Origin of the sequence: Isoptericola variabilis 225 (assembly GCF_000215105.1) — a bacterium.
Taxonomy (GTDB): Bacteria; Actinomycetota; Actinomycetes; order Actinomycetales; family Cellulomonadaceae; genus Isoptericola; species Isoptericola variabilis_A.
Window position 1 is genome coordinate 951,205 of the sequence record NC_015588.1, and the last position, 22,232, is coordinate 973,436.

At 71.8% G+C, this 22,232-nt stretch carries 20 protein-coding genes; 12 read left to right on the plus strand and 8 right to left on the minus strand.

Annotation, left to right across the window (positions count from 1 at the left end; genetic code table 11):
* Positions 1-414: 414 nt before the first annotated feature.
* The 5 genes from ISOVA_RS04395 to ISOVA_RS04415 all read left to right on the plus strand — a co-directional run bounded on the left by ISOVA_RS04395 (position 415) and on the right by ISOVA_RS04415 (position 3,848).
* Entirely contained in the window at positions 415-1,158 is a 744-nt protein-coding gene (locus ISOVA_RS04395; RefSeq protein WP_013838050.1) for an EcsC family protein, read from the plus strand.
* 104 nt (positions 1,159-1,262) lie between these two features.
* Positions 1,263-1,919: a DUF4230 domain-containing protein gene (locus tag ISOVA_RS04400; protein ID WP_013838051.1), complete on the plus strand. Its 657-nt coding sequence runs from the start codon at positions 1,263-1,265 to the stop codon at positions 1,917-1,919.
* Complete coding sequence (locus tag ISOVA_RS04405) at positions 1,916-2,527, plus strand: DUF6642 family protein (RefSeq protein WP_013838052.1); 612 nt, start codon at positions 1,916-1,918, stop codon at positions 2,525-2,527. Before ISOVA_RS04400 ends, ISOVA_RS04405 begins: the two co-directional genes overlap by 4 nt.
* An 83-nt stretch (positions 2,528-2,610) precedes the next feature.
* Positions 2,611-3,216 (plus strand): hypothetical protein, encoded by a 606-nt coding sequence (locus ISOVA_RS04410; RefSeq protein ID WP_041294776.1) that lies wholly within the window; start codon positions 2,611-2,613, stop codon positions 3,214-3,216.
* The gene (locus ISOVA_RS04415; protein ID WP_013838054.1) at positions 3,213-3,848 is read left to right on the plus strand and encodes a hypothetical protein; all 636 of its coding nucleotides are present in this window, start codon (positions 3,213-3,215) and stop codon (positions 3,846-3,848) included. Before ISOVA_RS04410 ends, ISOVA_RS04415 begins: the two co-directional genes overlap by 4 nt.
* A 32-nt stretch (positions 3,849-3,880) precedes the next feature.
* Here ISOVA_RS04415 and ISOVA_RS04420 read toward each other — a convergent pair whose 3' ends face one another.
* Positions 3,881-4,384, minus strand: a complete 504-nt coding sequence (locus ISOVA_RS04420) for a hypothetical protein (protein ID WP_013838055.1) — start codon at positions 4,382-4,384, stop codon at positions 3,881-3,883.
* Between the two features lie 13 nt (positions 4,385-4,397).
* Positions 4,398-6,116 carry an exonuclease domain-containing protein gene (locus ISOVA_RS15360; protein ID WP_143762052.1) on the minus strand — a complete coding sequence of 573 codons (1,719 nt, stop codon included), beginning with the start codon at positions 6,114-6,116 and terminating at the stop codon, positions 4,398-4,400.
* Positions 6,117-6,266: 150 nt separating this feature from the next.
* Here ISOVA_RS15360 and ISOVA_RS04430 point away from each other — a divergent pair, with 150 nt between their 5' ends.
* Together ISOVA_RS04430 and ISOVA_RS04435 are read left to right on the plus strand one after the other, a co-directional pair.
* Positions 6,267-9,563 carry a type I restriction endonuclease subunit R gene (locus ISOVA_RS04430; protein WP_013838057.1) on the plus strand — a complete coding sequence of 1,099 codons (3,297 nt, stop codon included), beginning with the start codon at positions 6,267-6,269 and terminating at the stop codon, positions 9,561-9,563.
* A 187-nt stretch (positions 9,564-9,750) separates the two neighbouring features.
* The gene (locus tag ISOVA_RS04435) at positions 9,751-10,821 is read left to right on the plus strand and encodes a Fic family protein (protein ID WP_143762053.1); all 1,071 of its coding nucleotides are present in this window, start codon (positions 9,751-9,753) and stop codon (positions 10,819-10,821) included.
* A gap of 3 nt (positions 10,822-10,824) precedes the next feature.
* Here the strand turns inward: ISOVA_RS04435 and ISOVA_RS15940 are convergent, their stop codons facing one another.
* Both ISOVA_RS15940 and ISOVA_RS04445 read right to left on the minus strand, forming a co-directional pair.
* Positions 10,825-11,760 carry a DinB family protein gene (locus ISOVA_RS15940; protein ID WP_013838059.1) on the minus strand — a complete coding sequence of 312 codons (936 nt, stop codon included), beginning with the start codon at positions 11,758-11,760 and terminating at the stop codon, positions 10,825-10,827.
* A gap of 31 nt (positions 11,761-11,791) precedes the next feature.
* On the minus strand, positions 11,792-12,220 hold the full coding sequence (locus tag ISOVA_RS04445; protein ID WP_013838060.1) for a hypothetical protein: 429 nt from the start codon (positions 12,218-12,220) through the stop codon (positions 11,792-11,794).
* Positions 12,221-12,292: 72 nt separating this feature from the next.
* Here ISOVA_RS04445 and ISOVA_RS04450 point away from each other — a divergent pair, with 72 nt between their 5' ends.
* Entirely contained in the window at positions 12,293-13,489 is a 1,197-nt protein-coding gene (locus tag ISOVA_RS04450) for a glycosyltransferase (protein WP_013838061.1), read from the plus strand.
* On the opposite strand, the gene aceB is transcribed toward ISOVA_RS04450, so the two are convergent.
* Both aceB and aceA read right to left on the minus strand, forming a co-directional pair.
* Entirely contained in the window at positions 13,452-15,173 is a 1,722-nt protein-coding gene (aceB, locus tag ISOVA_RS04455) for a malate synthase A (RefSeq protein WP_013838062.1), read from the minus strand. The genes ISOVA_RS04450 and aceB overlap by 38 nt on opposite strands.
* Positions 15,174-15,190: 17 nt before the next feature.
* Positions 15,191-16,534, minus strand: a complete 1,344-nt coding sequence (aceA, locus tag ISOVA_RS04460; RefSeq protein ID WP_013838063.1) for an isocitrate lyase — start codon at positions 16,532-16,534, stop codon at positions 15,191-15,193.
* Positions 16,535-16,675: 141 nt separating this feature from the next.
* Here aceA and ISOVA_RS04465 point away from each other — a divergent pair, with 141 nt between their 5' ends.
* The 4 genes from ISOVA_RS04465 to ISOVA_RS04480 all read left to right on the plus strand — a co-directional run bounded on the left by ISOVA_RS04465 (position 16,676) and on the right by ISOVA_RS04480 (position 20,324).
* A complete protein-coding gene (locus ISOVA_RS04465) occupies positions 16,676-18,208 on the plus strand; it encodes a helix-turn-helix transcriptional regulator (RefSeq protein ID WP_013838064.1) in 1,533 nt (510 codons plus the stop codon).
* 266 nt (positions 18,209-18,474) lie between these two features.
* Positions 18,475-18,978: a hypothetical protein gene (locus ISOVA_RS04470; protein ID WP_013838065.1), complete on the plus strand. Its 504-nt coding sequence runs from the start codon at positions 18,475-18,477 to the stop codon at positions 18,976-18,978.
* A 175-nt stretch (positions 18,979-19,153) separates the two neighbouring features.
* Positions 19,154-19,651, plus strand: coding sequence for a hypothetical protein (locus ISOVA_RS04475; RefSeq protein ID WP_013838066.1), 498 nt, complete (start codon positions 19,154-19,156; stop codon positions 19,649-19,651).
* Positions 19,652-19,751: 100 nt separating this feature from the next.
* Complete coding sequence (locus tag ISOVA_RS04480; protein WP_013838067.1) at positions 19,752-20,324, plus strand: hypothetical protein; 573 nt, start codon at positions 19,752-19,754, stop codon at positions 20,322-20,324.
* 19 nt (positions 20,325-20,343) lie between these two features.
* Here ISOVA_RS04480 and ISOVA_RS04485 read toward each other — a convergent pair whose 3' ends face one another.
* Positions 20,344-21,540 (minus strand): acetyl-CoA C-acetyltransferase, encoded by a 1,197-nt coding sequence (locus ISOVA_RS04485; RefSeq protein ID WP_013838068.1) that lies wholly within the window; start codon positions 21,538-21,540, stop codon positions 20,344-20,346.
* Positions 21,537-22,229: a CoA transferase subunit B gene (locus tag ISOVA_RS04490; protein WP_013838069.1), complete on the minus strand. Its 693-nt coding sequence runs from the start codon at positions 22,227-22,229 to the stop codon at positions 21,537-21,539. The genes ISOVA_RS04485 and ISOVA_RS04490 overlap by 4 nt, the downstream gene beginning before the upstream one ends.
* Between the last annotated feature and the right edge of the window lie 3 nt (positions 22,230-22,232).

Below are 22,232 nucleotides of genomic sequence, written 5' to 3' on the forward strand. Positions count from 1 at the left end.
CAGATTACGCAAGCGCCGAGGAAGCCGCGTGTGGTCACCGCTGACGCCACTGACGTGACCGACCGACGTGAGCGACGTCGTGAGCGAAAGCGTCAGGACCGGATCGAACTCGCGATGGCGGAACTCGACGTCCGCCCGCCGCGGGACGACATCGACTTCGGTCCTGGGCGTCGCGGCGATGTCTGGAGAGGGGGACTCCCTGGACTGGGCCGCCGACGCTGACGACGCGTCACCGGCACCAGCCAGCTTGGCTTCTCCATGCGCTCCCAGATGAGCCTTGGCCACGGAGGAGCTCACGCCTGACCCGGCCCGAAGCCGCGGTCCATCTGCCACGTTATTCACCCGCTCGGGCAGCAGGTGACCCAGTCGATTGACCCTAGATTGTCCGCTGACCCATCGCACAGAGGAGCAGGCGTGGCCGAGCCCATCGATGTTGCCGAGCAGGATGACGTTCCGGACGACGAAGCCGAGGCAGTATCGCGAGCAGAGAAGCTCGGGCAGCACCTGACACGGCTCGTCGGCTCGGTGGTCGACAACGGTGTCGGCCCGATCACCGGCTCGGTCGCGTGGGCAGAGGACCGACTGGCTCGGGTTCAGGGCGACCGCTACGACCCCAGCCAAGCGGGGTGCCGCAAGCCCCTGGACGCGGACCGTGACGACGTCGAGAAGGTCATCGCCAGGCTCATTAAGGAGTCGGTGGCCGCTGCTGGTGGGAACGGGTTCGTCACCGGGCTCGGAGGACTGATCACGCTGCCGGTCACCGTCCCCGCGAACCTCGCGGGCGCCCTGATCGTGAACGCCCGACTGGCGGGCTCCATCGCCTACCTGCGTGGGTATCCGGTCGACGACCCGCAGACCCGGACCGTGCTCCTGCTGGTCGTGCTGGGCTCGAGTGCTCAGCAGGCAGCACGCACGCTAGGCATCAAGATTGGTCACAAGGCCGGGGAGCAGGCGCTGAAGAAGTTGCCGGCAGCAATGCTCCGGGAGATCAACAAGAAGGTCGGCTTCATGCTCGTCGCCAAGTACGGCACGAAGCGCGCAGCAGTGACGCTCGCCAAGGCGATTCCGCTCCTGGGCGGGGTCGCGGGCGGCACGATCGACGCGACAATGACCGCCGCCGTCGCCAAGGCCGCCAAGTCCATGTTCCCCAACGCCTGACGGAGTGCCCGGTGACCAGTACTGATGAGAGACCCGAAGGGTCCGAATCCTCGAAGCACCCGGCAGTACCGGCCGCCGGAGCATCGCGGTCCCGTGGTGGGATCGTGCGCGCAGCCGTCGTCGCGGTCCTCGCCACGATCGGCGTGGTGGCCGTCCTGCTCGTGCTTGCGTTCGGGGCCCTTCGCTCCGGGCTCGTCTCGCTGCCCGGCAACCCGTTCCAGACCGAGCAGGTCGACCGATCGGAGACCCCCGTGCTGCTCGGCATCCAGGACCTCTCCCGCTTCGTCGCGGCCGAGGCCACGTTCCAGGTGGTCCTCGACCTCGAAGAGGACACGAGGTTCGTGCCGGACTGGCTCATGGGCGAGCGCACCATCTTCATCGCTCATGGCTCGGTCGAGGCGTACGTCGACTTCCGAGACCTCGACGAGGAGTCGATCGAGATCTCCGAGGACGGCACCGCGGTCACGGTCACGGTGCCCGCGCCTGAGCTCGCGGACCCGCGGATCGACCTCTCGCAGAGCAGGGCGTTGTCCGAGTCCCGAGGCTTGATCAACCGGGTCGAGGACTTCTTCGCCGAGGACGCCGACAGCCGGCAGGAGACGCTCCTCAAGGCTGAGGAGATGCTGGTTGATGCCGCGGAGGCGAGCGATGTGAAGGTTCGCGCCGAGGAGAACACGCGCAAGACGCTCGAGGGACTGATCACCGGACTCGGCTTCGAGTCGGTGGAGGTCGACTTCGAGGACGCAGGGGCGGGTTCATGACCCGCTCGCAGATCTTCTGTCTCGAGGGCGACTGGGAGACGCGACTCGAATCGAAGCTGAGTGTTCGTCCCCTGCTCGACCTCCTCAGCGGCGTGGGTGTCGCGGGTGGCGTCGTCCACCGTGACGTGGCCACCCGCGCGGAGCTCGAGCACTACGTGGCCAGGCTGGCGCGCCGCAGCGTGGACGCGTTCCCGGTCGTCTACCTCGCCTTCCACGGTTTTGCCGAGGACGGGCTCGGCTACGTCAGCCTCGGCGGCGAGCACGTGAACCTCGACGAGCTTGCGGACGTCTTCGGGTCCGAGTCCGTCGCCGGACGCGTGATCTACACCGGGTCCTGCAGCACGCTCGACGTCGCGGACGACGCGCTCCGCGACTTCTGCAAGAGGACGGGCGTGCGCGGACTGGTGGGGTACTCCAAGGACGTCGGCTGGGTAGAGTCGGCCGCGTTCGACATCCTGCTGCTCGACGAACTGCTTCGGGCGCACAAGCTCAAGCCGATGATGGCGCGTCTTCGGAAGCAGCACGCCGGGTTCGTCGACGGCCTGGGGCTGACCATCGCTACCGACCGGTGGGTCGAGCGGGGGCTCGGATCGGCGGCCGCGAAATGAGCTGGTTCAGCGACCGTACGGAACCAGTTCGGCCCCGGTGCCCGGAGTGCGGAGAAGCCAACCCACGACAGATCATTGCCGGCATGCCCCCGAGGCAGGTCATGAACTCCGACGACTACGTCATCCTCGGCTGCGTGATCGGGCCCGGAAGGGTCATGGAGTGGCAGTGCCGCGAGTGCGGGACCGAGTACTCGGTGACCGCTCAGTCGGGCTTCGTCGCCTTCGCCACTGGGGTGAACCGGCCGCTCGCGGTGTCGGGCCGGCCCGACCTTCGCATCGCGTCGCCAGCGGGCGCCGCCTTCTCGCTCACCGTCGTCCCGGACGTCGCTGACGGCACGCCGACTGCCGCCGTCGACGTCGAGTTCCTCTCGCCGGACCGACAGGTCCGGTACCTCGGGAGGCCTTTCGCTCCCGCGTCGGCAGACGCGCTCGCCGAGTTCCTGTACCGCTGTGCCGATGACCGGCTCCCGCAGGTGACGCTCCAGCCGGTCATCGACGTGGCGTCAGGGCTGTCCGTCGCCGTGCTGGACGCCGGTGAGCTCGACGTCAACCTCGAGATCTCGCTGCCGGAAGACCCAGAGGACGACGAGGTGGAGCCCGACGGGCTCGACATCGTCGTGCCGCGCTCGTCGCTGGTGACGGCGTCCCAGGCGGCACGACGGTTGTTCCGAGCTCTGGAGCGGCGATGAGTACGCCCTTTCTCGCCGAGTTGCTCGAAGTACCGCCGTACGACCGACTGACCGGCATCCGTCTCTCACGGCCGGAGCCTGCCTACACGGACGCGGGCGGCGCGCTGACACTCGACCTCCTATCCCTGCCGGAGGACCACGAAGCTGACGTCGACGGCTCCCTCGTCGACCGGTTCCTGCCGTACGGGCTCGGAGGGTTTCACGGCAGGGCCGATGACGGAAGCGAGTGGATCGTCATCGCGCAGTACGGTCCGCCGAAGGACCAGGGCTTCGGAGCGGTGCGGTCGACGCAGCCGTGGGGCAGGCGAGAAGCGTCCGCGCCCGAACCCGGCCTTGAGACCCGTTGGTCGCTGGCGCGAGCGTTGAGGCTGGCGGGCGTCCCACGGTTTCCCCGTGCGACTGTCGCGCTTGACCGGCGGAGCCTCGTCGAGCCATTCCCGGATCCCGACGTGGTGGCCGACTGGTCCGTCGACCAGCTCTACCGAGCTCTTCTGGCAGAGCTGTGCGGGATGCCCCTCGACGTGATCGTGCAGCTGACACCCCTCGGTTGCGGCTTCCCGAACGACGCGCACGAGTGTCAGGGCGACGTGACGCGCGACGTGTTCAGCCGGTGGTCAGCTCCGCGTGCGTGACGGCTGAGAAGGGAGTTCCCGGACTCCACGTCCTACAGGCGTCCGGCCGTGGCGACCCGGACGCCGCGGGTGTCGCATTCGTGGATGCCGAGTTCTGCACGGCCTGCCTCGAGCCAGCCGTTCCCGCCGAACCGCAGGCCGTCCGGCCACGGCAGGTCCAATCGACGGATCGGTACCACCCGCCATGCGAGGACGTAGCGCACGTCCGACCCTTGCTTGTCGGCCGTGTACGCGTTCTTCAGGACCCGATCACGGCCCAACTCGGTGTGATCGGCGAGGAGGTCCACAGCCTGTTGCCAGCCGTCCGCCCGCTCGGCGATCACGTCCGCCGCCTGGACCAGCCAAGCGATGCGCTTGCCACCGGACCACGAGGCGACGAGGGCGACCTGCGTGCCGTCCGTGAGGTCGCGGAAAGGGAAGGAGCGGGTCTTCCAGAGGTTCCAGTACCACTGTTCGGCGAGCGTATCGGCGTCGATGTCGATCAGCCCGTCGCAGGCCTCTGACCGGCTGGGGAACGAGTGCAGGCGCAGGAACATCGTGGGCGGCTCCTTAGTTCGGCGGGTTCTCGCGGTGGTACGCGTCGACGACGGCTCGCGGCAGCCGGCCTCGGACCCCGACCTCGTAGCCGTTGGCCAGCGCCCACGTCCGGATCTGGGATGGTGAGGCCGCAGTATCCGGCCCGGGCGTCAACGGGGCGGCCGTCGTCGTGGGCGTCGTCGCTCCGGTGGCGACCGCTGCGGGTGTCGGCACTGCCGGCTTCGTTGCCGGTGCTGCAGGTTGCAGATGGGCGAGGAGCACCTCGAAGACCTCGGGGTGCACCACGCGGATGCCCAGTTCCGTCGCCTTCGCCAGCTTGGTGCCGGAGAACGATCCGTCGGTCACGAGCATGGCGGTCAACCGCGACACGCTGCCGAGCACGCGGACGCCAAGCTCCGTCGCCCGCTGCTCGAGCCTGGCACGCTCCGCGTCGTCGCATCCTGTGAAGACGACCTTGTCGCCCACGCGGAGCGGCTCGCCGTGGGTCCAGCCGTCCGGCAGCGGGAGCAGGCCTGCGCTCAGCCGTGCCGCGCGAGCCCTGTCCGCGTCGTCGATGAGCTGCAGGACGGTGGCCTTCGGCACCTCGAGCAGCTCGGCAAGAGCGTGCAGCTCAGACCGCTCCTCCTTGGAGACATGGCCGTCGTCGAGAGCGCGATGGGCCAGCGCGGTGACGAACGCCCGATGACATGCCTCGACGTCCGAGCTCGTGAGCCCGTACAGCTCGACCACGTCGTCCAGCGCAGCAGTTTCCGACTCGCTCAGCTCTCCGTCCTCGAGCACTTCGATGAGCATCTCGAGGTAGTTCAGAGAACCTTCGGGTGCGCCGTCGTCGAGCAGTTCCTGAAGGCTCAGGCCGGCAAGCTGCGTGACCAGTGGTGGCTGCTTCGGACGCGACGGCGTCACACGGACCGGTCGCGGGCGACGCGCGGCCGGCGCGCTGAGGGCCGTGACCGGCTCTCGAACGGGCGCGGTGGGCCAGGGCACGGCGAGCGCCTCGTCGGGAAGGCGCGTGAGGTCGCGGTGCACAGGGACGCCACGCAGCCCGGTGAGGTAGCCGGCCAGGAGACCCGCCGCGGCACGTGCGTCGCCGAGAGCGGAGTGGGCGTGGTGCAGCCTGACTCCCGCGGCGTGGCAGCAGTCGGTGAGCCGGCGCCGGTCGAGGTGGGGAAGGTAGTGGTGACTGGCCTCGAGGGTGCAGAACGACGGGAGCCAGGGGAGCTCCCACCCGGCGCGTTCGAACTCGGCGCGCACGAAGGCAAGATCGAAGCGAGCGTTGTGGGCGGCGACCGCGAGTCCCGCGAGACGTCCGCGGACCTCCGTTGCGACCTCGCGGAACACGGGAGCGTCCTTGACGTCGGACTCGCGGATGCCGTGGATGTGCGTCGCGCCGACCGGGCCCTCCGGGTTGAACCTCGTCGTCCACTCGTCGAGCACGCTTCCCCGGGTGTCGAGGCGGACGACCGCGACCTCGAGGACCCTGTCATGGCGTGGGGAGAGGCCCGTCGTCTCGACATCGATGACCGCGAAACCCGGCAATGGGCTCGGCTCAATGGGCTGGTGGATGGCAGCGTCGGCACGCGGCACAGACGTTCGGCGGCGGCCCAGGAGGCGGTCGAGCAGGCCCATGGTGTCCTCGTCGGTCTCGATGGCGATGGAGCAAGATGCTGTCAGAGGCAACAGACAAATGGGGCGCTCGGGCGGGTGAAATCCGGGGGATCGGCTGCCGCGCACCCAGAGCCCATCCCGGCGAGCCGTACCGTTGCCTCAGGAACTGGCGCTGCGCTGCGCCGATATGGGGGTTATCGCTGGCGAGCCTCGAGCCGGGCGTCGGTGTCCGCGACGATGAGCACAGAGACGCCGGTAGCGACCGCAGGAGGAAGCATGCATCCGAGCGAAGCCCAGTGGGAACAGCTCGCCCTCGACCACCTTGCCGAGCCGTTGGGCTGGGCACCGCTCGCCGGCAAGCAGATCGCTCCCGGCGCCACCTCCGACGTCGGGCACCCGGGATACGCGGCGCTGGGCGAGCAGCCGCAGCGCGAGTCGTGGTCGGAGCTCGCGATCCCGTCTCGCCTGCGCTCGGCGCTGCGCCGGCTCAACCCCGACGTGCCGCGCGAGTACCTGGACCAGGCGCTCACCGAGATCCTGACGCCGTCGTCGCAGGACGCCATCACAGAGAACAAGCGCATCCACGACTTCCTCGCCCGCGGGTACCGCATCACGTTCACCGAGGACGGCCGCGAGCAGACGCCCACCGTGCGGCTCGTCTCGTCGCTCGAGCACGAGAACGAGTGGCTCGTCGCCAACCAGGTGACCGTCGTCGACGGCGACGTCGAGCGACGTTTCGACCTCGTGCTCTACCTCAACGGCATGCCTGTCGCGATCGTCGAGCTCAAGAACGCCGGGAGCGCGCACGCGGACGTCGCCGCGGCGCACGCTCAGCTCACGACCTACGTCCGCGAGCTGCCGATGGCTTTCCGGTTCTGCGTGCTGACCGTCATCAGTGACGGGGTGATCGCGAAGTACGGGACGCCGTTCACGCCGCTGAACCACTACGCACCGTGGAACGTGGACGACGAGGGGCGTGTCGTCGGACCGGACGGCCGGCCGGAGGGTGAGCGGCACCTGCACCTGGTCGACGAGGACGGTCTCGCCGGTGAGGTCGAGCCGCTGACGCCGCTCGAGGTCACGCTGAACGGGCTCTTCAACCCCGAGCGGTTCGGGCAGCTTCTGCGCGGGTTCGTCGCGTTCGACGCCGACGAGGACGGGTTGCACAAGCGCATCGCCAAGCCGCACCAGTACTTCGCAGTGACCAAGGCCGTCGGGGCGACGGTCAACGCCGTCGAAGGGGACGGGCGGGCCGGCGTCGTCTGGCACACGCAGGGCTCCGGCAAGTCCATGGAGATGGAGCTCTACGCGGCGGCGATCGCGCGCCATCCCAAGCTGCTCAACCCGACGATCGTCGTCATCACCGACCGCACGGACCTCGACGACCAGCTCTACGAGACGTTCCGGCGCTCACAGCTGCTGACCGAGGAGCCGAAGCAGGTGATGCGTCGCGCCGAGCTGCGGGACGAGCTCGCCAACCGGACCACCGGGGGCATCTACTTCACCACGCTGCAGAAGTTCGGCCTGACGGCCGAGGAGAAGCGGGCCGGGCGCAAGCACCCCGTGCTGTCCGAGCGGCGCAACGTCGTGCTCATCGTCGACGAGGCGCACCGCAGCCACTACGACAACCTCGACGGCTACGCGTGGCACCTGAAGAACGCGTTGCCCAACGCCACCCTCATCGCGTTCACCGGGACGCCCGTCAAGGGGGAGCGGGACACCGAGGCCGTGTTCGGCGACGTCATCGACGTCTACGACCTGACGCGTGCGGTCGCCGACGGCGCGACCGTGCCCGTGTACTTCGAGTCCCGCCTGGTGAAGGTCGGCTTCCCCGACGACGTCGACCCGGAGACCATCGACGCCGCCGCCGACGAGGCGACCGTCGGTCTGGACGACGCGGAACGGGCGCGCATCGAGAAGTCGGTGACCGTGGTCAACGCCGTCTACGGTGCGCCGGCACGGCTGAAGACTCTGGCCGCCGACCTGGTGCAGCACTGGGAGGACCGGCGTGACGCCGTCGTCGAGATGGTGCGGCCGACGCACTCCGAAGGTGCCGTCGGGGGAGCGCCGGGCAAGGCGCTCGTCGTGTGCGCGACGCGGGAGATCTGCGCCCGGCTGTACGAGCAGATCGTGGAGCTGCGGCCCGACTGGCACTCCGCCGACATCACCGCGGGCAAGGTCAAGGTGGTGTACTCCGGCGACGCGACGGACCAGCCGCCCGTGGCAGACCACGTCCGGCGCGACGGCGAGAACGCCATGGTCAAGAACCGGCTCAAGGACCCCGACGACGAGCTCGAGATCGTCATCGTCAAGGACATGCTCCTCACGGGCTTCGACGCGCCGCCCCTCCATACGCTCTACCTCGACCGGCCCTTGCGCGGCGCGCTGCTCATGCAGACGCTCGCGCGGGTCAACCGCACGTTCCGCGGCAAGGACGCCGGCCTGCTCGTCGCCTACGCACCGATTGCCGAGAACCTCACGGCGGCGCTCGCCGAGTACACCGTGCGGGATCAGGCGGAGCAGCCGATCGGCAAGAACCTCGACGAGCTCGCCGAGACCACCCGGGCGCTCGTCGAGGCGCTGCGCGAGCTCGTCGCGCCGACGCGGTGGCGCGACCGGCTCGAGAAGGCGCGGAACGCCAAGCGGGGATACATCGACGCCGTGCTCCACGTCGTCAACTGGCTTCGCGACCCGCAGAACCCCGGCAACCAGGTTCCCGACGACTCGGACGAGGAGAAGCTCGCGGACGCGTTCCGGCGCCGGGCCCAGGCCCTGGTTCGCGCCTGGGCGGCCGCCGGCCGGCACGAGGCCCTCGCCGACCTCCACGACGAGGCGCGCTTCTACGAAGAGGTTCGCGTCTGGATGGGCAAGCTCGACGCCGAGGACCGCCAGGCGCGCGGTGAGCCGATCCCCGAGGACGTCCAGCGGCTCCTCAACCAGCTCACGGCCACCGCGGTCGACGCGCGCGACGTCGTCGACGTGTACGAGGCGGCGGGCCTGGAGCACCCGCGCCTCGACCAGATCGACGGTGACTTCCTGGCCAAGGCGCAGGCCTCGCCCAACCCGCAGATCACCATCGAGGCGTTGCGCGCTCTGATCACGTCCGAGGCGCGCGCGCTGACCCGCGGCAACATCGTCCGGCGGCAGATGTTCTCCGAGCGGCTCGCCGAGCTCATGCTGCGGTACACGAACTCCAACCTGACCTCGGCGGAGGTCATCCAGGCGCTCGTCGAGATGGCCAAGGACTTGGCTGCAGAGGCGACGCGGGGCCAGCGGTTCGAGCCGCCGCTGGACCACGACGAGCTGGCGTTCTTCGACGCCGTGGCCCAGAACGAGTCAGCCGTGCTGCTCCAGGGCGACGACAAGCTCGCCGAGATCGCGCGCGAGCTCGTCGGGATCATGCGGCGTGACGTCAAGACCGACTGGACCGTTCGCGACGACGTCCGGGCGAAGATGCGCTCGTCGATCAAGCGCCTGCTCATCAAGCACAAGTACCCGCCGGACAGGCAGCCGGAGGCCATCCGGCTCGTGATGGAGCAGATGGAGGCGCTGGCGCCGCGGTACGCCGCATGATCCGATGGCGCCCACCGTCGTTACCATCGGATATGGCCACATCCGATGGTAACGTGGGGATGTGGCATCGGAAACGGTGGGGACGTGGCCCGCGTTCGGCATCGAGTCGCTGAGGTGGAGCTCCCCCGACCTCGAGTACGGACCGCGCACGGCTCGCAGTCGCGAACGAGGGCCGTACGAGAGCGCCGTGCCGGCACGCATCGCGGACGCCACCGTGACGCTGGACAGCACGACCATGGCACTCGTGGCCGAGGCCAGCGCCGAGATCGCACGGCTCGATGGCGAATTCCTCGGGATGGCGACGTCGTTCGCGTCGCTCCTGCTCCGCACCGAGGCAGCGAGCTCGTCACAGATCGAGAATCTGACCTCCTCCCCGAAGTCGATCGCACTCGCCGAGCTCGGTCGTCGAGGCCGGGCGAACGCGGACGAGATCGTGGCCAACGTGTCGGCGATGACCGAAGCACTCCAGCTCGCGGATCGTCTGGACTCCGACGCCATCCTGGCGATGCACCGAGTCTTGATGCGGGAACACATGCCGCAGGTGGCGGGAAGGTGGCGAGAGCAGCCGGTGTGGATCGGCGGCTCGGCCCGCAGCCCTCACGGCGCCGACTACGTGGCACCCCGTGCCGAGCTGGTCCCGGCAGCCATGCAGGACCTCGCCGGCTTCATGGCTCGCGACGACGTCCCGGCTCTGGCGCAGGCGGCGATCACCCATGCACAGTTCGAGAACATCCACCCCTTTCCTGACGGCAACGGTCGAACAGGGCGCGCACTCCTTCACGCGCAACTACGCCATGCGAGGCTCGTCCGACAGACGATCGTCCCCGTCTCTGCGGGGCTTCTGGCGGACACCGGCAGGTATTTCGAGGCGCTCGCGCGATATCGCGCGGGCGAGGTGGCGTCGATCGTCGTGCGGGTGTGCGAAGCGGTGTTCCCTGCGCTCGAGAACTCCCGGCGCCTGATCGATGACGTGCGCGAGGCCCGCGCTCGCTGGGACGACGTGATCCGGGCTCGACGCGGCGCGGCAGCGTGGGGACTGGCGGACCTCGTGATGACCCGACCCGTCGTCGACTCGCGGTTCGTCGCAGAGCGACTCGGGGTGACCCCGCTGAACGCGCAACGTGCCATCGATCGGCTCGTCGAGGACGGTGTGATCGTCCAGATCGGTCGGGGGACGCGTGACCGGGTCTGGCAAGCCCCCGAGATCATCCAGGCGATGGAGGACTTTGCAGAGCGCGCCCACCACCGGGTCTTCTGACGTTCAGCCGGTGCGCTGGGTGAGGTAGACGACGACGTCGGACCGGCCGAACCGCTCGGCCCACGCGGCGGGCGTGGCGCCTAACCGGCGCTCGACGGCACCGGCGTCGGCGCCTCGCTCCACGAGGAGCCGCACGACGTCGAGCTCGCCCGCCGCCGCGGCGTAGTGCAGCGCGGTGGTGCCCTCGGTGTCGGCGGCGCCGGCCGGGAAGCCGTGCTCGACGAGAGCGCGCAGCTCGCGCCAGCGGTGGATGCCCGCCAGCTCGACGAGGAGCCCGGGGTGCCGCTCGGGCAGGTCGTGCACGCCGCCGTCGAGCACGAGGGTGCGCTCGAGGTCGGGTGCCCTCCCGCCCAGCGCGGCGGCGACCACGGGGTCGCGGCGCTCCTCCTGCGCCCGGTACAGGTCCCGCAGCAGGCACATCTCGGCGCCGTGGGCCATGGCCTCGCGGTTGAGGTGCGCGACGAGCGCGGCCATCGAGTCGTCGGCGAACGGCCCGCCGCGCGGACCGAGCGGGCGCAGCAGCGCGTCGTCGTCGAGCCCGGCGAGCGCGTCGCGCCACAGGGTGTAGCCCTGCTCGAGGAGCGCGAGCCCGCCGGCCGCGGTCAGGGGCAGCGGCTCGGGCCAGTGGCGGTCGTCGAACATGTCGGCGTCGTCGGGCGCCGACGTCGGGCCGAAGTACGCGCGCGCCCGCTTGGCCCACACGTCGCGGCCGAGGTGCGCCATGCGCCACGCGATGGTCGTCACGGGCGGCACCGTGGGCTCGGGCACCGTAGCCTCGATGCGCACGACGCCGTCGTCTCCGGTGCGCAGGCTCCACGCGCCCTCGACCGGCTCCCAGAGGTACTCGGCGTCGGTCAGGCCCTGCAGCCGGGGCCACAGGTGGACCTGCCAGTAGAAGTCGATCTGGTCGGCCAGGAGGGTGCGCAGCGTCGTCGCCATGCGCCGATCCTCGCGCAGGGCACCGACACGGTCACGTGGCGTCGTCGAGCGCGAGCGGCCGGACGGTGCCGCCCGCGGCGACGAACACCCCGCGCACGCGCACGCCGGCGGCGGACGCCTGGCCGCGGACGAGCGCGTTCCACGCCCGGTCGGAGGCGGTGATGTCGTCCGTGCCGGGCCGCTCGAGCACCGCGACGAGCGCGCCGCCCGGCGCCGTCTCCTCGCCCACGGAGCGCAGGAGCAACCCGAGACCGGGTGCGACGTCGTCGTCGGGCGTCACGGGCACGCCCTGGATCGGCACCGCGATGCCCAGCAGGCGGTCGTCGGCGTCGAGCCACGTGAGCAGGAGCACGCGCTCGCGGGGGAGCGCATCGCCCGCGAGCATGCGGGCCAGGTGCAGGACGTCGTCGTCCGAGGTGACCGGGTCGCCCGGGCGGAAGGAGGCGGTGTGCGTCGTCATGACCCCAGAGCCTGCCGGAGTTCACCCGCCCCGGCCCTGAGTTGTCCACAGGCTCGGGCCTACCCTCGAACCATGCGCGTGCTGTTCGCGACGACCGCGGGCCTGGGGCACTTCCGGCCGCAGGTGCCGCTCGCCCGCGCGGTGCGCGACGCCGGTCACGAGGTCCGCGTCGCGGCCCCGGCGTCGTTCGCCCGCCACGTGACCGACGCGGGCCTCGAGCACGCCCCGTTCGACGACGCCGACCCGGAGGCGCTCGGCCGCGTCTTCGGCTCGCTGCCGGGCCTGGCGCCCGAGGAGGCGAACCACCGCGTCGTCACGCAGGTCTTCGGCCGGCTGGACCCCCAGGCGGCGCTGCCTCGGCTCGCCGCGCTCGTCGAGACCTGGCGCCCCGACGTGATCGTGCGCGAGCCGGGCGAGGTCGCCTCGCTCGCCGCGGCGGAGGCCGCCGGCGTGCTCCACGTGGTCTCGGGTATCGGGCTCGGCCGCCTTCACGCCTGGATGATCGAGGGCCTGGCCGAGCCGCTGCAGGACCTCGCGGCGCGCGCCGGCATCCCGGACCGGGACCTCGCCGCCGCCGCCCGCGACGAGCAGGTGTTCACCACGCTGCCGGCCTCGTTCGACGAGCCGGGTCCCGCGCTCCCGCACGATCCCGTCCGGTACCGCGCCGAGCCCGACGGCGCCACGGCGCCGCCGCTGCCGGCGTGGGGCGACCCGGACGCGCCGCTCGTCTACGTCACGTTCGGCTCGGTCGCCGCCGGCCAGCCCACGTTCGAGCCGATGTACCCGCTCGTCCTCGACGCGCTCGCGGACCTCGACGCGCGCGTCCTGCTCACCACGGGCACGCACGGCGACCCCGACGCGCTGCGGCCGTGGCCCGCCAACGCCCGCGTCGAGCGGTGGTGGCCGCAGGAGGCCCTCATGCCCGCGGGAGGCGAGCCTGCCGCCACGGCCATGGTGGGGCACGGCGGCTTCGGCACGACCACGACGGCGCTCGCAACCGGCGTCCCGCAGGTGGTCGTGCCGCTCTTCGCGTCGGACCAGTGGCTCAACGCCCGCCGGGTCGCCGACGTCGGGGCCGGCCTCGCGGTCGAGGCCGGCCCCGAGCTGGTCGAGCGGCTGCCCGGTGCGGTGCGGTCCGTGCTCGACGACGGCACCTACCGCGCCCCGGCGCGGCGGCTCGCGGACGAGATGGCCGCCCTGCCGCCGGCGGCCGCGACCGTCGAGCGGGTGCTCACTGCCGGAAGTACCGCGCGTACGCGCCCGTCGTGAGGAACGGCGGGAACTCCTCGCCGAGCGCGACCTCCCGGAAGATCGCCGCGGCGTCGTCGAACCGGTCGCCGCGGAACCGCTCGAGGCCGCCCATGACCTCGCGCAGCACCGCCTCGCAGCGCCGCCGCGTGATCGGCCGGCCGTCGTCCGTCGTCGTGCCGGCGTGCACCCACTGCCAGACCTGCGACCGCGAGATCTCGGCCGTCGCGGCGTCCTCCATGAGGTGGTCGATCGCTGCGGCGCCGACGCCGCGCAGCCACGACTCGATGTAGCGGACGCCCACCGAGACGTTCGTGCGCAGCCCCGCCTCGGTCACGGTCGCGCCCGCGCGCCGGGCCGACGCGACGTCGAGCAGCTCCGCCTGGCCGACCGTGACGTCGTCGCGCAGGCGGTCCACCTGGTTCGGGCGCTCGCCGAGCACGGCGTCGAAGGCCTCGCGCGCGACCTCGATGAGGTCGGGGTGCGCGACCCACGTGCCGTCGAAGCCGTCGTTCGCCTCCCGCGTCTTGTCGGCGCGCACCTGCTCGATCGCGCGCCGCGTGACCTCCGGGTCGCGGCGGTCCGGGATGAACGCGCTCATGCCGCCGATCGCGTGCGCCCCGCGCTTGTGGCACGTGGCGACGAGCAGCTCGGTGTACGCGCGCATGAACGGGGCCGTCATGGTGACCTGGCCGCGGTCGGGCAGCACGTACGAGTCGCCGCGGGTGCGGAAGCACTTGATGACCGAGAAGAGGTAGTCCCAGCGCCCGGCGTTGAGGCCCGCGCAGTGCTCGCGCAGCTCGTAGAGGATCTCCTCCATCTCGAACGCCGCGGGCAGCGTCTCGATGAGCACGGTGGCGCGGATCGTGCCGCGCGGGATGCCGAGGGCGTCCTCGGAGACCTCGAACACCTGGTTCCACAGCCGCGCCTCGCGGTAGCCCTCGAGCTTGGGCAGGTAGAAGTACGGCCCGCGCCCGCGGGCGATCAGCTCGCGCGCGTTGTGGAACAGGTAGAGGCCGAAGTCCACGAGCGAGCCCGACGCAGGCTGCGTCGAGCCGTCCGGGCCCGTGTAGGCCAGGTGCGACTCGAACAGGTGCCAGCCGCGCGGCCGGAAGATGATCGTCGGCAGCTGCGTGAGGTCGCTCGTGCGCAGCGCGTAGTGCTTGCCCGCCTCGTTCGTGAACTCGAGCGTGCCGCGGATCGCGTCGTGCAGCGCGAGCTGGCCCTCGATCACGTTGCGCCAGGTGGGGGACTGGGCGTCCTCGGCGTCGGCGAGCCAGCACCGGGCGCCCGAGTTGAGCGCGTTGATCGTCATCTTGGGGTCGGTCGGGCCCGTGATCTCGACGCGACGGTCCTCCAGGCCGGGCGCCCCGACGCTGCCGGCGACGCGCCACGACGGGTCGTCCCGGACCGGCCGGGTCGACGGGGTGAAGTCGGGGTCGGCGCCGTCGGCGATCTCGCGCGTGCGGCGCTGCCGCTCGAGCAGGAGCCCGCACCGCTCGTCGGCGAAGAGGTCGTGCAGCAGGGTCAGGAACTCGAGCGCCTCCGGCGTGAGGATCTCGTCGTACCGCGGGCCCAGGGGGCCGGTGACGTCGATCGAGCCCTCGGCGCCGTGCGGGCGCCGGCTGCCGGTCGTGCGCGACGCCGGGTCCGACGTCGTGCCCGACGGTGCGGAGAAGATGGGGGGTGCGGTGAGCGTGGTCATGGGGTGCCTCCGGGAGATCAGAACTGGGCGGTCTCGGTGGAGCCGGCGAGGGCGAGGGTCGAGGCGTCGGGGTTGAGCGCCGTCGCGACCCGGTCGAAGTAGCCCGTGCCGACCTCCCGCTGGTGGCGGGTGGCGGTGTAGCCGTCGGCCTCGGAGGCGAGCTCGGCCTCCTGCAGCTCGACGTAGGCGCTCATGGCGCGCTCGGCGTAGCCCCGCGCGAGCTCGAACATCGAGTGCGACAGGGAGTGGAACCCGGCGAGGGTGATGAACTGGAACTTGTAGCCCATGGCCGCGAGCTCGCGCTGGAACGAGGCGATCTCGGCGTCGGACAGGTGCTTCTTCCAGTTGAACGAGGGCGAGCAGTTGTACGCGAGCAGCTTGTCCGGGAAGCGCTCGTGGACCGCCTCGGCGAAGCGGCGCGCGAGGTCGAGGTCGGGCGTGCCGGTCTCGACCCAGAGCAGGTCGGCCACCTCGGCGTAGGCGAGGCCGCGGGAGATCACGGGCTCGATGCCGTTGCGGACGCGGTAGAAGCCCTCGGGCGTGCGCTCGCCGGTGAGGAACTCGGCGTCCCGCGGGTCGACGTCGGACGTCAGCAGGTCGGCGGCGAGCGCGTCGGTGCGGGCGATGACCACGCTCGGCACGCCCGCGACGTCGGCCGCGAGGCGTGCGGCGCTCAGCGTGCGCACGTGCTGCTGCGTCGGCACGAGCACCTTGCCGCCGAGGTGGCCGCACTTCTTCTCCGAGGCGAGCTGGTCCTCCCAGTGCACGCCCGCGGCGCCCGCGGCGATCATCGCGCTCATGAGCTCGTAGGCGTTGAGCGGACCGCCGAAGCCGGCCTCGGCGTCGGCCACGATCGGGGCGAGCCACTCACGGGTCGGAGCGCCGGACTCGGCGAGCTCGATCTGGTCGGCGCGCAGCAGCGCGTTGTTGATGCGGCGCACGACCTGCGGCACGGAGTTCGCCGGGTAGAGCGACTGGTCGGGGTAGGTCTGGCCCGCGAGGTTGGCGTCGGCGGCCACCTGCCAGCCGGACAGGTAGATCGCCTCGAGGCCGGCCTTGACCTGCTGCACGGCCTGGTTGCCCGTCAGGGCGCCGAGGGCGCGGACGTACTCGCGGGTGTGCAGGAGCTCCCACAGGCGCTCGGCGCCGCGGCGGGCGAGGGTGTGCTCCTCGCGGACCGACCCCCGGAGCGCGACGACGTCCTCGGCCGTGTAGTCGCGGCGCACGCCGGCCCAGCGGGGGTCGGACGCCCACTGCGCCGCGAGCTCGGCGGCCGTCTGCGTCTGGTCCCCGGGGCGCGTCCCGGGGGAGGTCCTGCCGGAGGTGGCGGGGGAGGTCTGGGGCTCGAGGGTCGTGGTCATCGCGGTTCCTCTCGTCGTCGGGGGACGGGTGTGCGTGACATCGACTGTGGCCCGGCCGCACCGCCCGGCGCGAGGATCTGGGAGGAGAAGTTTCCCGGTTCTTCTCCTGGACGGAAGCCGTGACGTGTGTCACCCTCGATCATGGCTATCTCGACATCGAGAGATCTCGGTACCCGGGAACCGCGCCGGCCGACGCCGCCCGCGGCCGGTGCGGCCGCGCCGTCGATCCCGCTCGAGGCCGAGCCGGACGCGCTCACGATCGGTCGCCGGATCCGGCATCTGCGCACGCAGCGCGGCATGACGCTCGAGGACCTCGCCACCGCGATCGGGCGGGCTCCCTCGCAGGTGTCGATGCTCGAGAACGGCCGGCGCGAGCCCACGTTCAGCCGGCTCCAGGCGGTCGCCCGCGCCCTCGACGCGAGCGTCGAGGACCTCCTGTCGCCCGAGCCGCCGTCGCGCCGGGACGCGCTCGAGATCGAGCTGGAACGCGTGCAAAGAGGCCCGCTCTTCTCCGTGCTCGGCATCCGTCCCGTGCGGGTCGGCAAGTCGCTCCCGACCGACGCGCTCGAGGCGATCGTCGCGCTCCAGCGCGAGCTCGAGCGGCTGCACCGCGAGCGGGCCGCGACGCCCGAGGAGGCGCGACGGGCCAACACCGAGCTGCGCGCCGACATGCGCGCGCAGGACAACTACTTCCCCGACCTCGAGATCGCCGCGCGCGGCCTGCTCGACGACGTCGGGCACACGCGCGGCCCGCTGCCGCAGCGCGCCGCCGGGGAGCTCGCCGCCCACCTCGGCTTCACGATCCACTACGTGCCCGACGTGCCGCACTCGGTGCGTGCCGTCATCGACCAGCGGCACCGCCGGGTGTACCTGCCGAGCAACGGGATCCGCGGGCGGTCCGACGCCCGGTCGGCGCTGCTCCAGGCGCTCGCGTCGCACGTGCTCGAGCACGCGGAGCCGCGTGACTACCGCGAGTTCCTGCGGCAGCGTGTCGAGGCCAACTACCTGTGCGCCGCGCTGCTCGTGCCCGAGCGCGACGCCGTCAAGCACCTGCGCGAGGCCAAGGAGGCGCGCGCCATCTCGCTCGAGGACCTGCGCGACGCGTTCGCCGTCTCCTACGAGACCGCCGCGCACCGGTTCACCAACCTCGCGACGCGGCACCTCGGCATCGGCGTGCACTTCATGAAGGTCCACGAGTCCGGGGCGATCCACAAGGCGTACGAGAACGACGGCGTGCGCTTCCCCGCGGACGCGCTCGGCACGGTCGAGGGGCAGTACGTGTGCCGGCACTGGACCGCGCGCGTCGTGTTCGGCATCGAGGACCGGCTCAGCCCGTACTACCAGTACACGGACACGCCCACCGGGACGTACTGGTGCACCTCGCGGGTCTCCGACACCCCGGAGGGCCGCTTCTCGGTGAGCGTGGGAGTGCCGTTCTCCCAGGTCAAGTGGTTCCTCGGGCGTGAGACGACGGCGCGCGCGACGTCGCGCTGCCCCGACGAGTCGTGCTGCCGGCAGCCCGCCGAGCCGCTGCGGCAGCGCTGGGCCGGGCACGCGTTCCCGAGCGCGCGCCCGCACGCGTCGATGCTCGCGGCGATGCCGTCGGGCGCGTTCCCCGGCGTCGACACCACCGAGGTGTACGAGTTCCTCGAGCGCCACGCGCCGTCGTCGTGACCCCGGAGCTGTCAGGCCCTCGCCGGGGTATACCCACGCCTGGGCCTGACAACTCGCCGTACTGCGGAGCTGTCAGGCCCTCGCCGGGGTATACCCCCGCCTGGGCCTGACAACTCCTGGGGTGCGGGGCGCGGGGGTGAAGGGACGCCGGTGGTAGCACGGAGAAGGTCCGGTGCTGGCACAGATGTTCCGCGCCGCGCCGCTGCATAGCGTCGTCATCACCGGAGCACGTGGGGGCGTGACTCTGACGACGACGGAGAGACGCGATGCGAACGAACACTCACCAGCTTCCCGGGCGCATGGTCCCCGCGGTGGGCAGCCCGCTCGAGCTGGAGATCTGGGTGGGCGAGGACGCGCCCGACGACGGACGCGAGCGCGCCCGCCGGACGGCGGCCGAGCGGCCGAGCGGCTCGCGACGACTCGTCGGTGCGCTCGGCGCGCTCGCCGGCGTACTGATCGGCGTGCCGCTCGGCGCGGGCGCGGTGGCGCTCGCGAGCGAGATCGGTCCCGCCTCGACCGGTGACGACGTCGCCGGGGACGCTGCCGAGCTGCGCTCGAGCGCGATCCCGTCCGGCGTCGACGTGCCCTGGTTCCTCGAGGCACGCGAGGACGACGGCATGGTCGTGCTGGAGCTCGGGGAGAAGGAATGGCTCCTGATGCTGCGGGTCGACGAACGGACCCGGGACGACGCCGGCATGGCCGGTGCCGTCGCGAAGGAGCGGCTCCTCGACTGCGTGGCCGGCGTGACCGGCACCAGGACCGGGTGCTGAGGAAGAAGACCCACCGCCGCGGCACCGTACGGCGCCCCGGCGCACCGACGTGGGACCGAGACGCCTGCGGGTGAAACGCAGGTCGTCGGCGTCCGACGTCCCGGCAGGCCGCGCACGGCCCTCCCCACGGATGGAGGCCGTGCAGCAGGCGCGACCACGGGGAGGGGAGACTCCCATGAGACGGTCGACGACGGCCGAGCGGCCCGTCGACGCCCCGCTCCAGCTCGAGATCTGGGTCGGCGACGTGGTGCCAGAACGGCTCCCTCGCCCGCTGCCCCAGCCCGATCACCCTGCGACCGTCCGAGGGTCCCGGCTCCTCGTCGGGCTGCTCGGGGTCCTGATCGGTGCGGCGCTCGGCATCCCGGCGGCCGCCGTGCTCGGCACCGCACCTCGTCCCGCGGCGGCCGCGCCGCCCCCCGGCGCGACGCTGCTCGTCGAGCGGTTGGACGACGAGGCTGCCGCCGACGTCCACGAGGGGAGCGGCCCGTGGGTCCTGCGGCCGTCGGACGAGGGCGGCGTCGCGGTGATCGAGCTGGGCCTCGACGAGTGGGTCGTCGTGCGACGTCAGGCGCCTGAGGCGGCGCCGGTCGTGCCCGCGACCGAGACCCCGGTGCAGCGAGCCCTCCGCTGCGCGGCCGCCGTGCCGCCGTCGGGCGCGCCGTGCCCCTGGTGAAGACGGGCGCTGCACGGGTTCATCAGTGCTAGCACGGATGGCCTGAGGCCTCCTGCCGCGCATCGTCGGTCTGGGGGAACGACGAGATTCGGAGACTTCCATGAAGCGATCACTGACGATCGGGACCGTCGCCGCGGCGGCGTCCCTGGCTCTCGCGGCACCGGCGGGCGCGGCGCCGCAGATCATCATCGACCACTGGACGGAGCACCTCGCGTACCTCGCCGACGAGGACCCGGAGTTCTGCCAGGACCTCGGATTCCCGGTGTGGTTCGAGCTCGACGCGTCCGGCACGTTCCGCGGCACGGTGCGCAACGGGGTCTTCTACGGGGCGAGCACCGTCCACGAGTCCGGCAGCTACACGAACCTGGAGAACGGCAAGACGTACTCCTTCCGGACGTACGGCAACGACATGGACACGGACGTGACGGGCCTCGGCGACGGCCTCGTCGAGATCGACGTCCACCACACCGGTGTCGCCTCGCTGTGGTCGGTGGACGGCAAGCCCGTGCTGACCGATGCCGGCCGTGTCACGTTCACGCTCGTCATCGACACGAAGGGCACGCCCGACCCGGAGGACGACGAGGAGATCGGCTTCGAGTTCCACCGGTTCACCGGAGGATCGCAGACCGAGGGCCGCGACTTCTGCGCCGACCTCGTCGAGTTCATCGGCTGACCGCTCACAGCGGGAGCGGTCAGGCCTCGAGGAGGAGCGCCTCGCCCTGGCCGCCGCCACCGCACAGCCCGACGGCGGCGCGCCCGCCGCCGCGGCGGGCCAGCTCGTGCGCGGCGTGCACCGCGAGGCGTGCGCCCGACGCCCCGATGGGGTGGCCGAGCGAGATGCCGCCGCCGTGCGGGTTGACCCGGTCGAGGTCGACGCCGAGCCTGCGCGCGGACACGGCGACGACGGCGGCGAACGCCTCGTTGATCTCGACGAGGTCGAGGTCGGCGGTCGACCAGCCCTCGCGCTCGAGCGCGCGCCCGATGGCGTTGGCCGGCTGCGAGTGCAGCGACCGGTCGGGCCCGGCGACCTGGCCGTGCGCGCGCACGGTCGCGAGCACCGTCGCGCCGGCCTCCTCGGCTCGGGCGCGCGTGGTGAGCACGAGCGCGGCGGCACCGTCGGAGATCTGCGACGCGTTGCCGGCCGTGATGGTGCCCTCCGGGGAGAAGGCGGGCCGGAGCCGCGCGAGCGCCTCGACGCTGGTGTCGGGGCGCACGCCCTCGTCGTCGTGCACGACGACGGGGTCGCCCTTGCGCTGCGGGACGCTCACCGGGGCGAGCTCGGCCTCGAACACGCCGTCCTTGGCCGCGGTGGCCGCACGCTCGTGCGACGCCGCGGCGATCGCGTCCTGCTCCTCGCGCGACACGTAGGCGTCGCCGGTGTTGCTCTCCTCGGTCGAGACGCCCATGGCCTTGCCGTCGAACGCGTCGGTCAGGCCGTCCCGCGCCACGGCGTCGAGCAGCGTCGCCTCGCCGTAGGCGAAGCCCTGGCGCGCACCCGGCAGCAGGTGCGGCGCGTTGGTCATCGACTCCTGGCCGCCGACCAGCACGACGGACGCCTCGCCCGTGCGGAGGAGCCGGGCGCCGTCGATCACGGCGGTGAGGCCGGACAGGCAGACCTTGTTGATCGTCACGGCCGGGACGCCCATCCCGACGCCGGCCGCGACCGCCGTCTGGCGGGCCGGGTTCTGCCCGGCGCCGGCCTGGAGCACCTGGCCGAAGATCACGACGTCGACATCGTCGACCGACAGGCCGCCGGCGCGCTCGAGCGCGGCGCGGGCCGCCACGGCGCCCAGCTCGACGGCGGTCAGGGACGCGAGGGAACCGCGCAGCCGCCCCTGGGGTGTGCGGGCGGCGGAGACGATGACGACGTCGTCAGCGGTGGTGTTCATGAGAGCGCCTCCTCGGGCTCGGACTCGGGATCACCGAGATCCACATTCTGGACCATCGGGTCGACGGTCAGGGGAGCCCCGGTCTTGGCGACGACCTCGTCCGCGCTCACACCGGGGGCGAGCTCGCGCAGCACGAGGCCGTCGTCGGTCACGTCGATGACCGCGAGGTCGGTGATGATGCGGTCGACGACGCCCTTGCCCGTGAGTGGCAGCGTGCACTCGGGGAGGATCTTGGGGTCGCCGGTGCGGGTCACGTGCTCCATGAGGACGATGACGACCCCGGCGCCGTGCACGAGGTCCATCGCCCCGCCCGGCCCCTTGACCATCTTGCCGGGGATCATCCAGTTGGCCAGGTCACCCGTGACCGACACCTGCATGCCGCCGAGCACCGCGGCGTCGATCTTGCCGCCCCGGATCATGCCGAAGCTCAGGGCGGAGTCGAACACCGCCGCACCCGGCATGAGCGTCACCGTCTCCTTGCCGGCGTTGATGAGGTCGGGGTCGACCTCGTCCTCGGTCGGGTACGGCCCGACGCCGAGCAGCCCGTTCTCCGACTGGAGCACGAGGTGCCGGCCCACCGGGACGTGGTTGGGCACGAGCGTCGGCAGCCCGATGCCCAGGTTGACGTACCAGCCGTCCTGCAGCTCGCGCGCGGCGCGCGCGGCCATCTCGTCGCGGGTCAGGGGCATGGC

Bases quoted from the DNA above. Each gene is read 5' to 3' on its own strand.
- ISOVA_RS04405 (WP_013838052.1), top strand. From the start codon at position 1,916: ATGACCCGCTCGCAGATCTTCTGTCTCGAGGGCGACTGGGAGACGCGA.
- ISOVA_RS04410 (WP_041294776.1), top strand. From the start codon at position 2,611: ATGCCCCCGAGGCAGGTCATGAACTCCGACGACTACGTCATCCTCGGC.
- ISOVA_RS04415 (WP_013838054.1), top strand. From the start codon at position 3,213: ATGAGTACGCCCTTTCTCGCCGAGTTGCTCGAAGTACCGCCGTACGAC.
- ISOVA_RS04420 (WP_013838055.1), bottom strand. From the start codon at position 4,384: ATGTTCCTGCGCCTGCACTCGTTCCCCAGCCGGTCAGAGGCCTGCGAC.
- ISOVA_RS04430 (WP_013838057.1), top strand. From the start codon at position 6,267: ATGCATCCGAGCGAAGCCCAGTGGGAACAGCTCGCCCTCGACCACCTT.
- ISOVA_RS15940 (WP_013838059.1), bottom strand. From the start codon at position 11,760: ATGGCGACGACGCTGCGCACCCTCCTGGCCGACCAGATCGACTTCTAC.
- ISOVA_RS04445 (WP_013838060.1), bottom strand. From the start codon at position 12,220: ATGACGACGCACACCGCCTCCTTCCGCCCGGGCGACCCGGTCACCTCG.
- ISOVA_RS04450 (WP_013838061.1), top strand. From the start codon at position 12,293: ATGCGCGTGCTGTTCGCGACGACCGCGGGCCTGGGGCACTTCCGGCCG.
- aceB (WP_013838062.1), bottom strand. From the start codon at position 15,173: ATGACCACGCTCACCGCACCCCCCATCTTCTCCGCACCGTCGGGCACG.
- aceA (WP_013838063.1), bottom strand. From the start codon at position 16,534: ATGACCACGACCCTCGAGCCCCAGACCTCCCCCGCCACCTCCGGCAGG.
- ISOVA_RS04465 (WP_013838064.1), top strand. From the start codon at position 16,676: ATGGCTATCTCGACATCGAGAGATCTCGGTACCCGGGAACCGCGCCGG.
- ISOVA_RS04470 (WP_013838065.1), top strand. From the start codon at position 18,475: ATGCGAACGAACACTCACCAGCTTCCCGGGCGCATGGTCCCCGCGGTG.
- ISOVA_RS04475 (WP_013838066.1), top strand. From the start codon at position 19,154: ATGAGACGGTCGACGACGGCCGAGCGGCCCGTCGACGCCCCGCTCCAG.
- ISOVA_RS04480 (WP_013838067.1), top strand. From the start codon at position 19,752: ATGAAGCGATCACTGACGATCGGGACCGTCGCCGCGGCGGCGTCCCTG.
- ISOVA_RS04485 (WP_013838068.1), bottom strand. From the start codon at position 21,540: ATGAACACCACCGCTGACGACGTCGTCATCGTCTCCGCCGCCCGCACA.
- ISOVA_RS04490 (WP_013838069.1), bottom strand. From the start codon at position 22,229: ATGCCCCTGACCCGCGACGAGATGGCCGCGCGCGCCGCGCGCGAGCTG.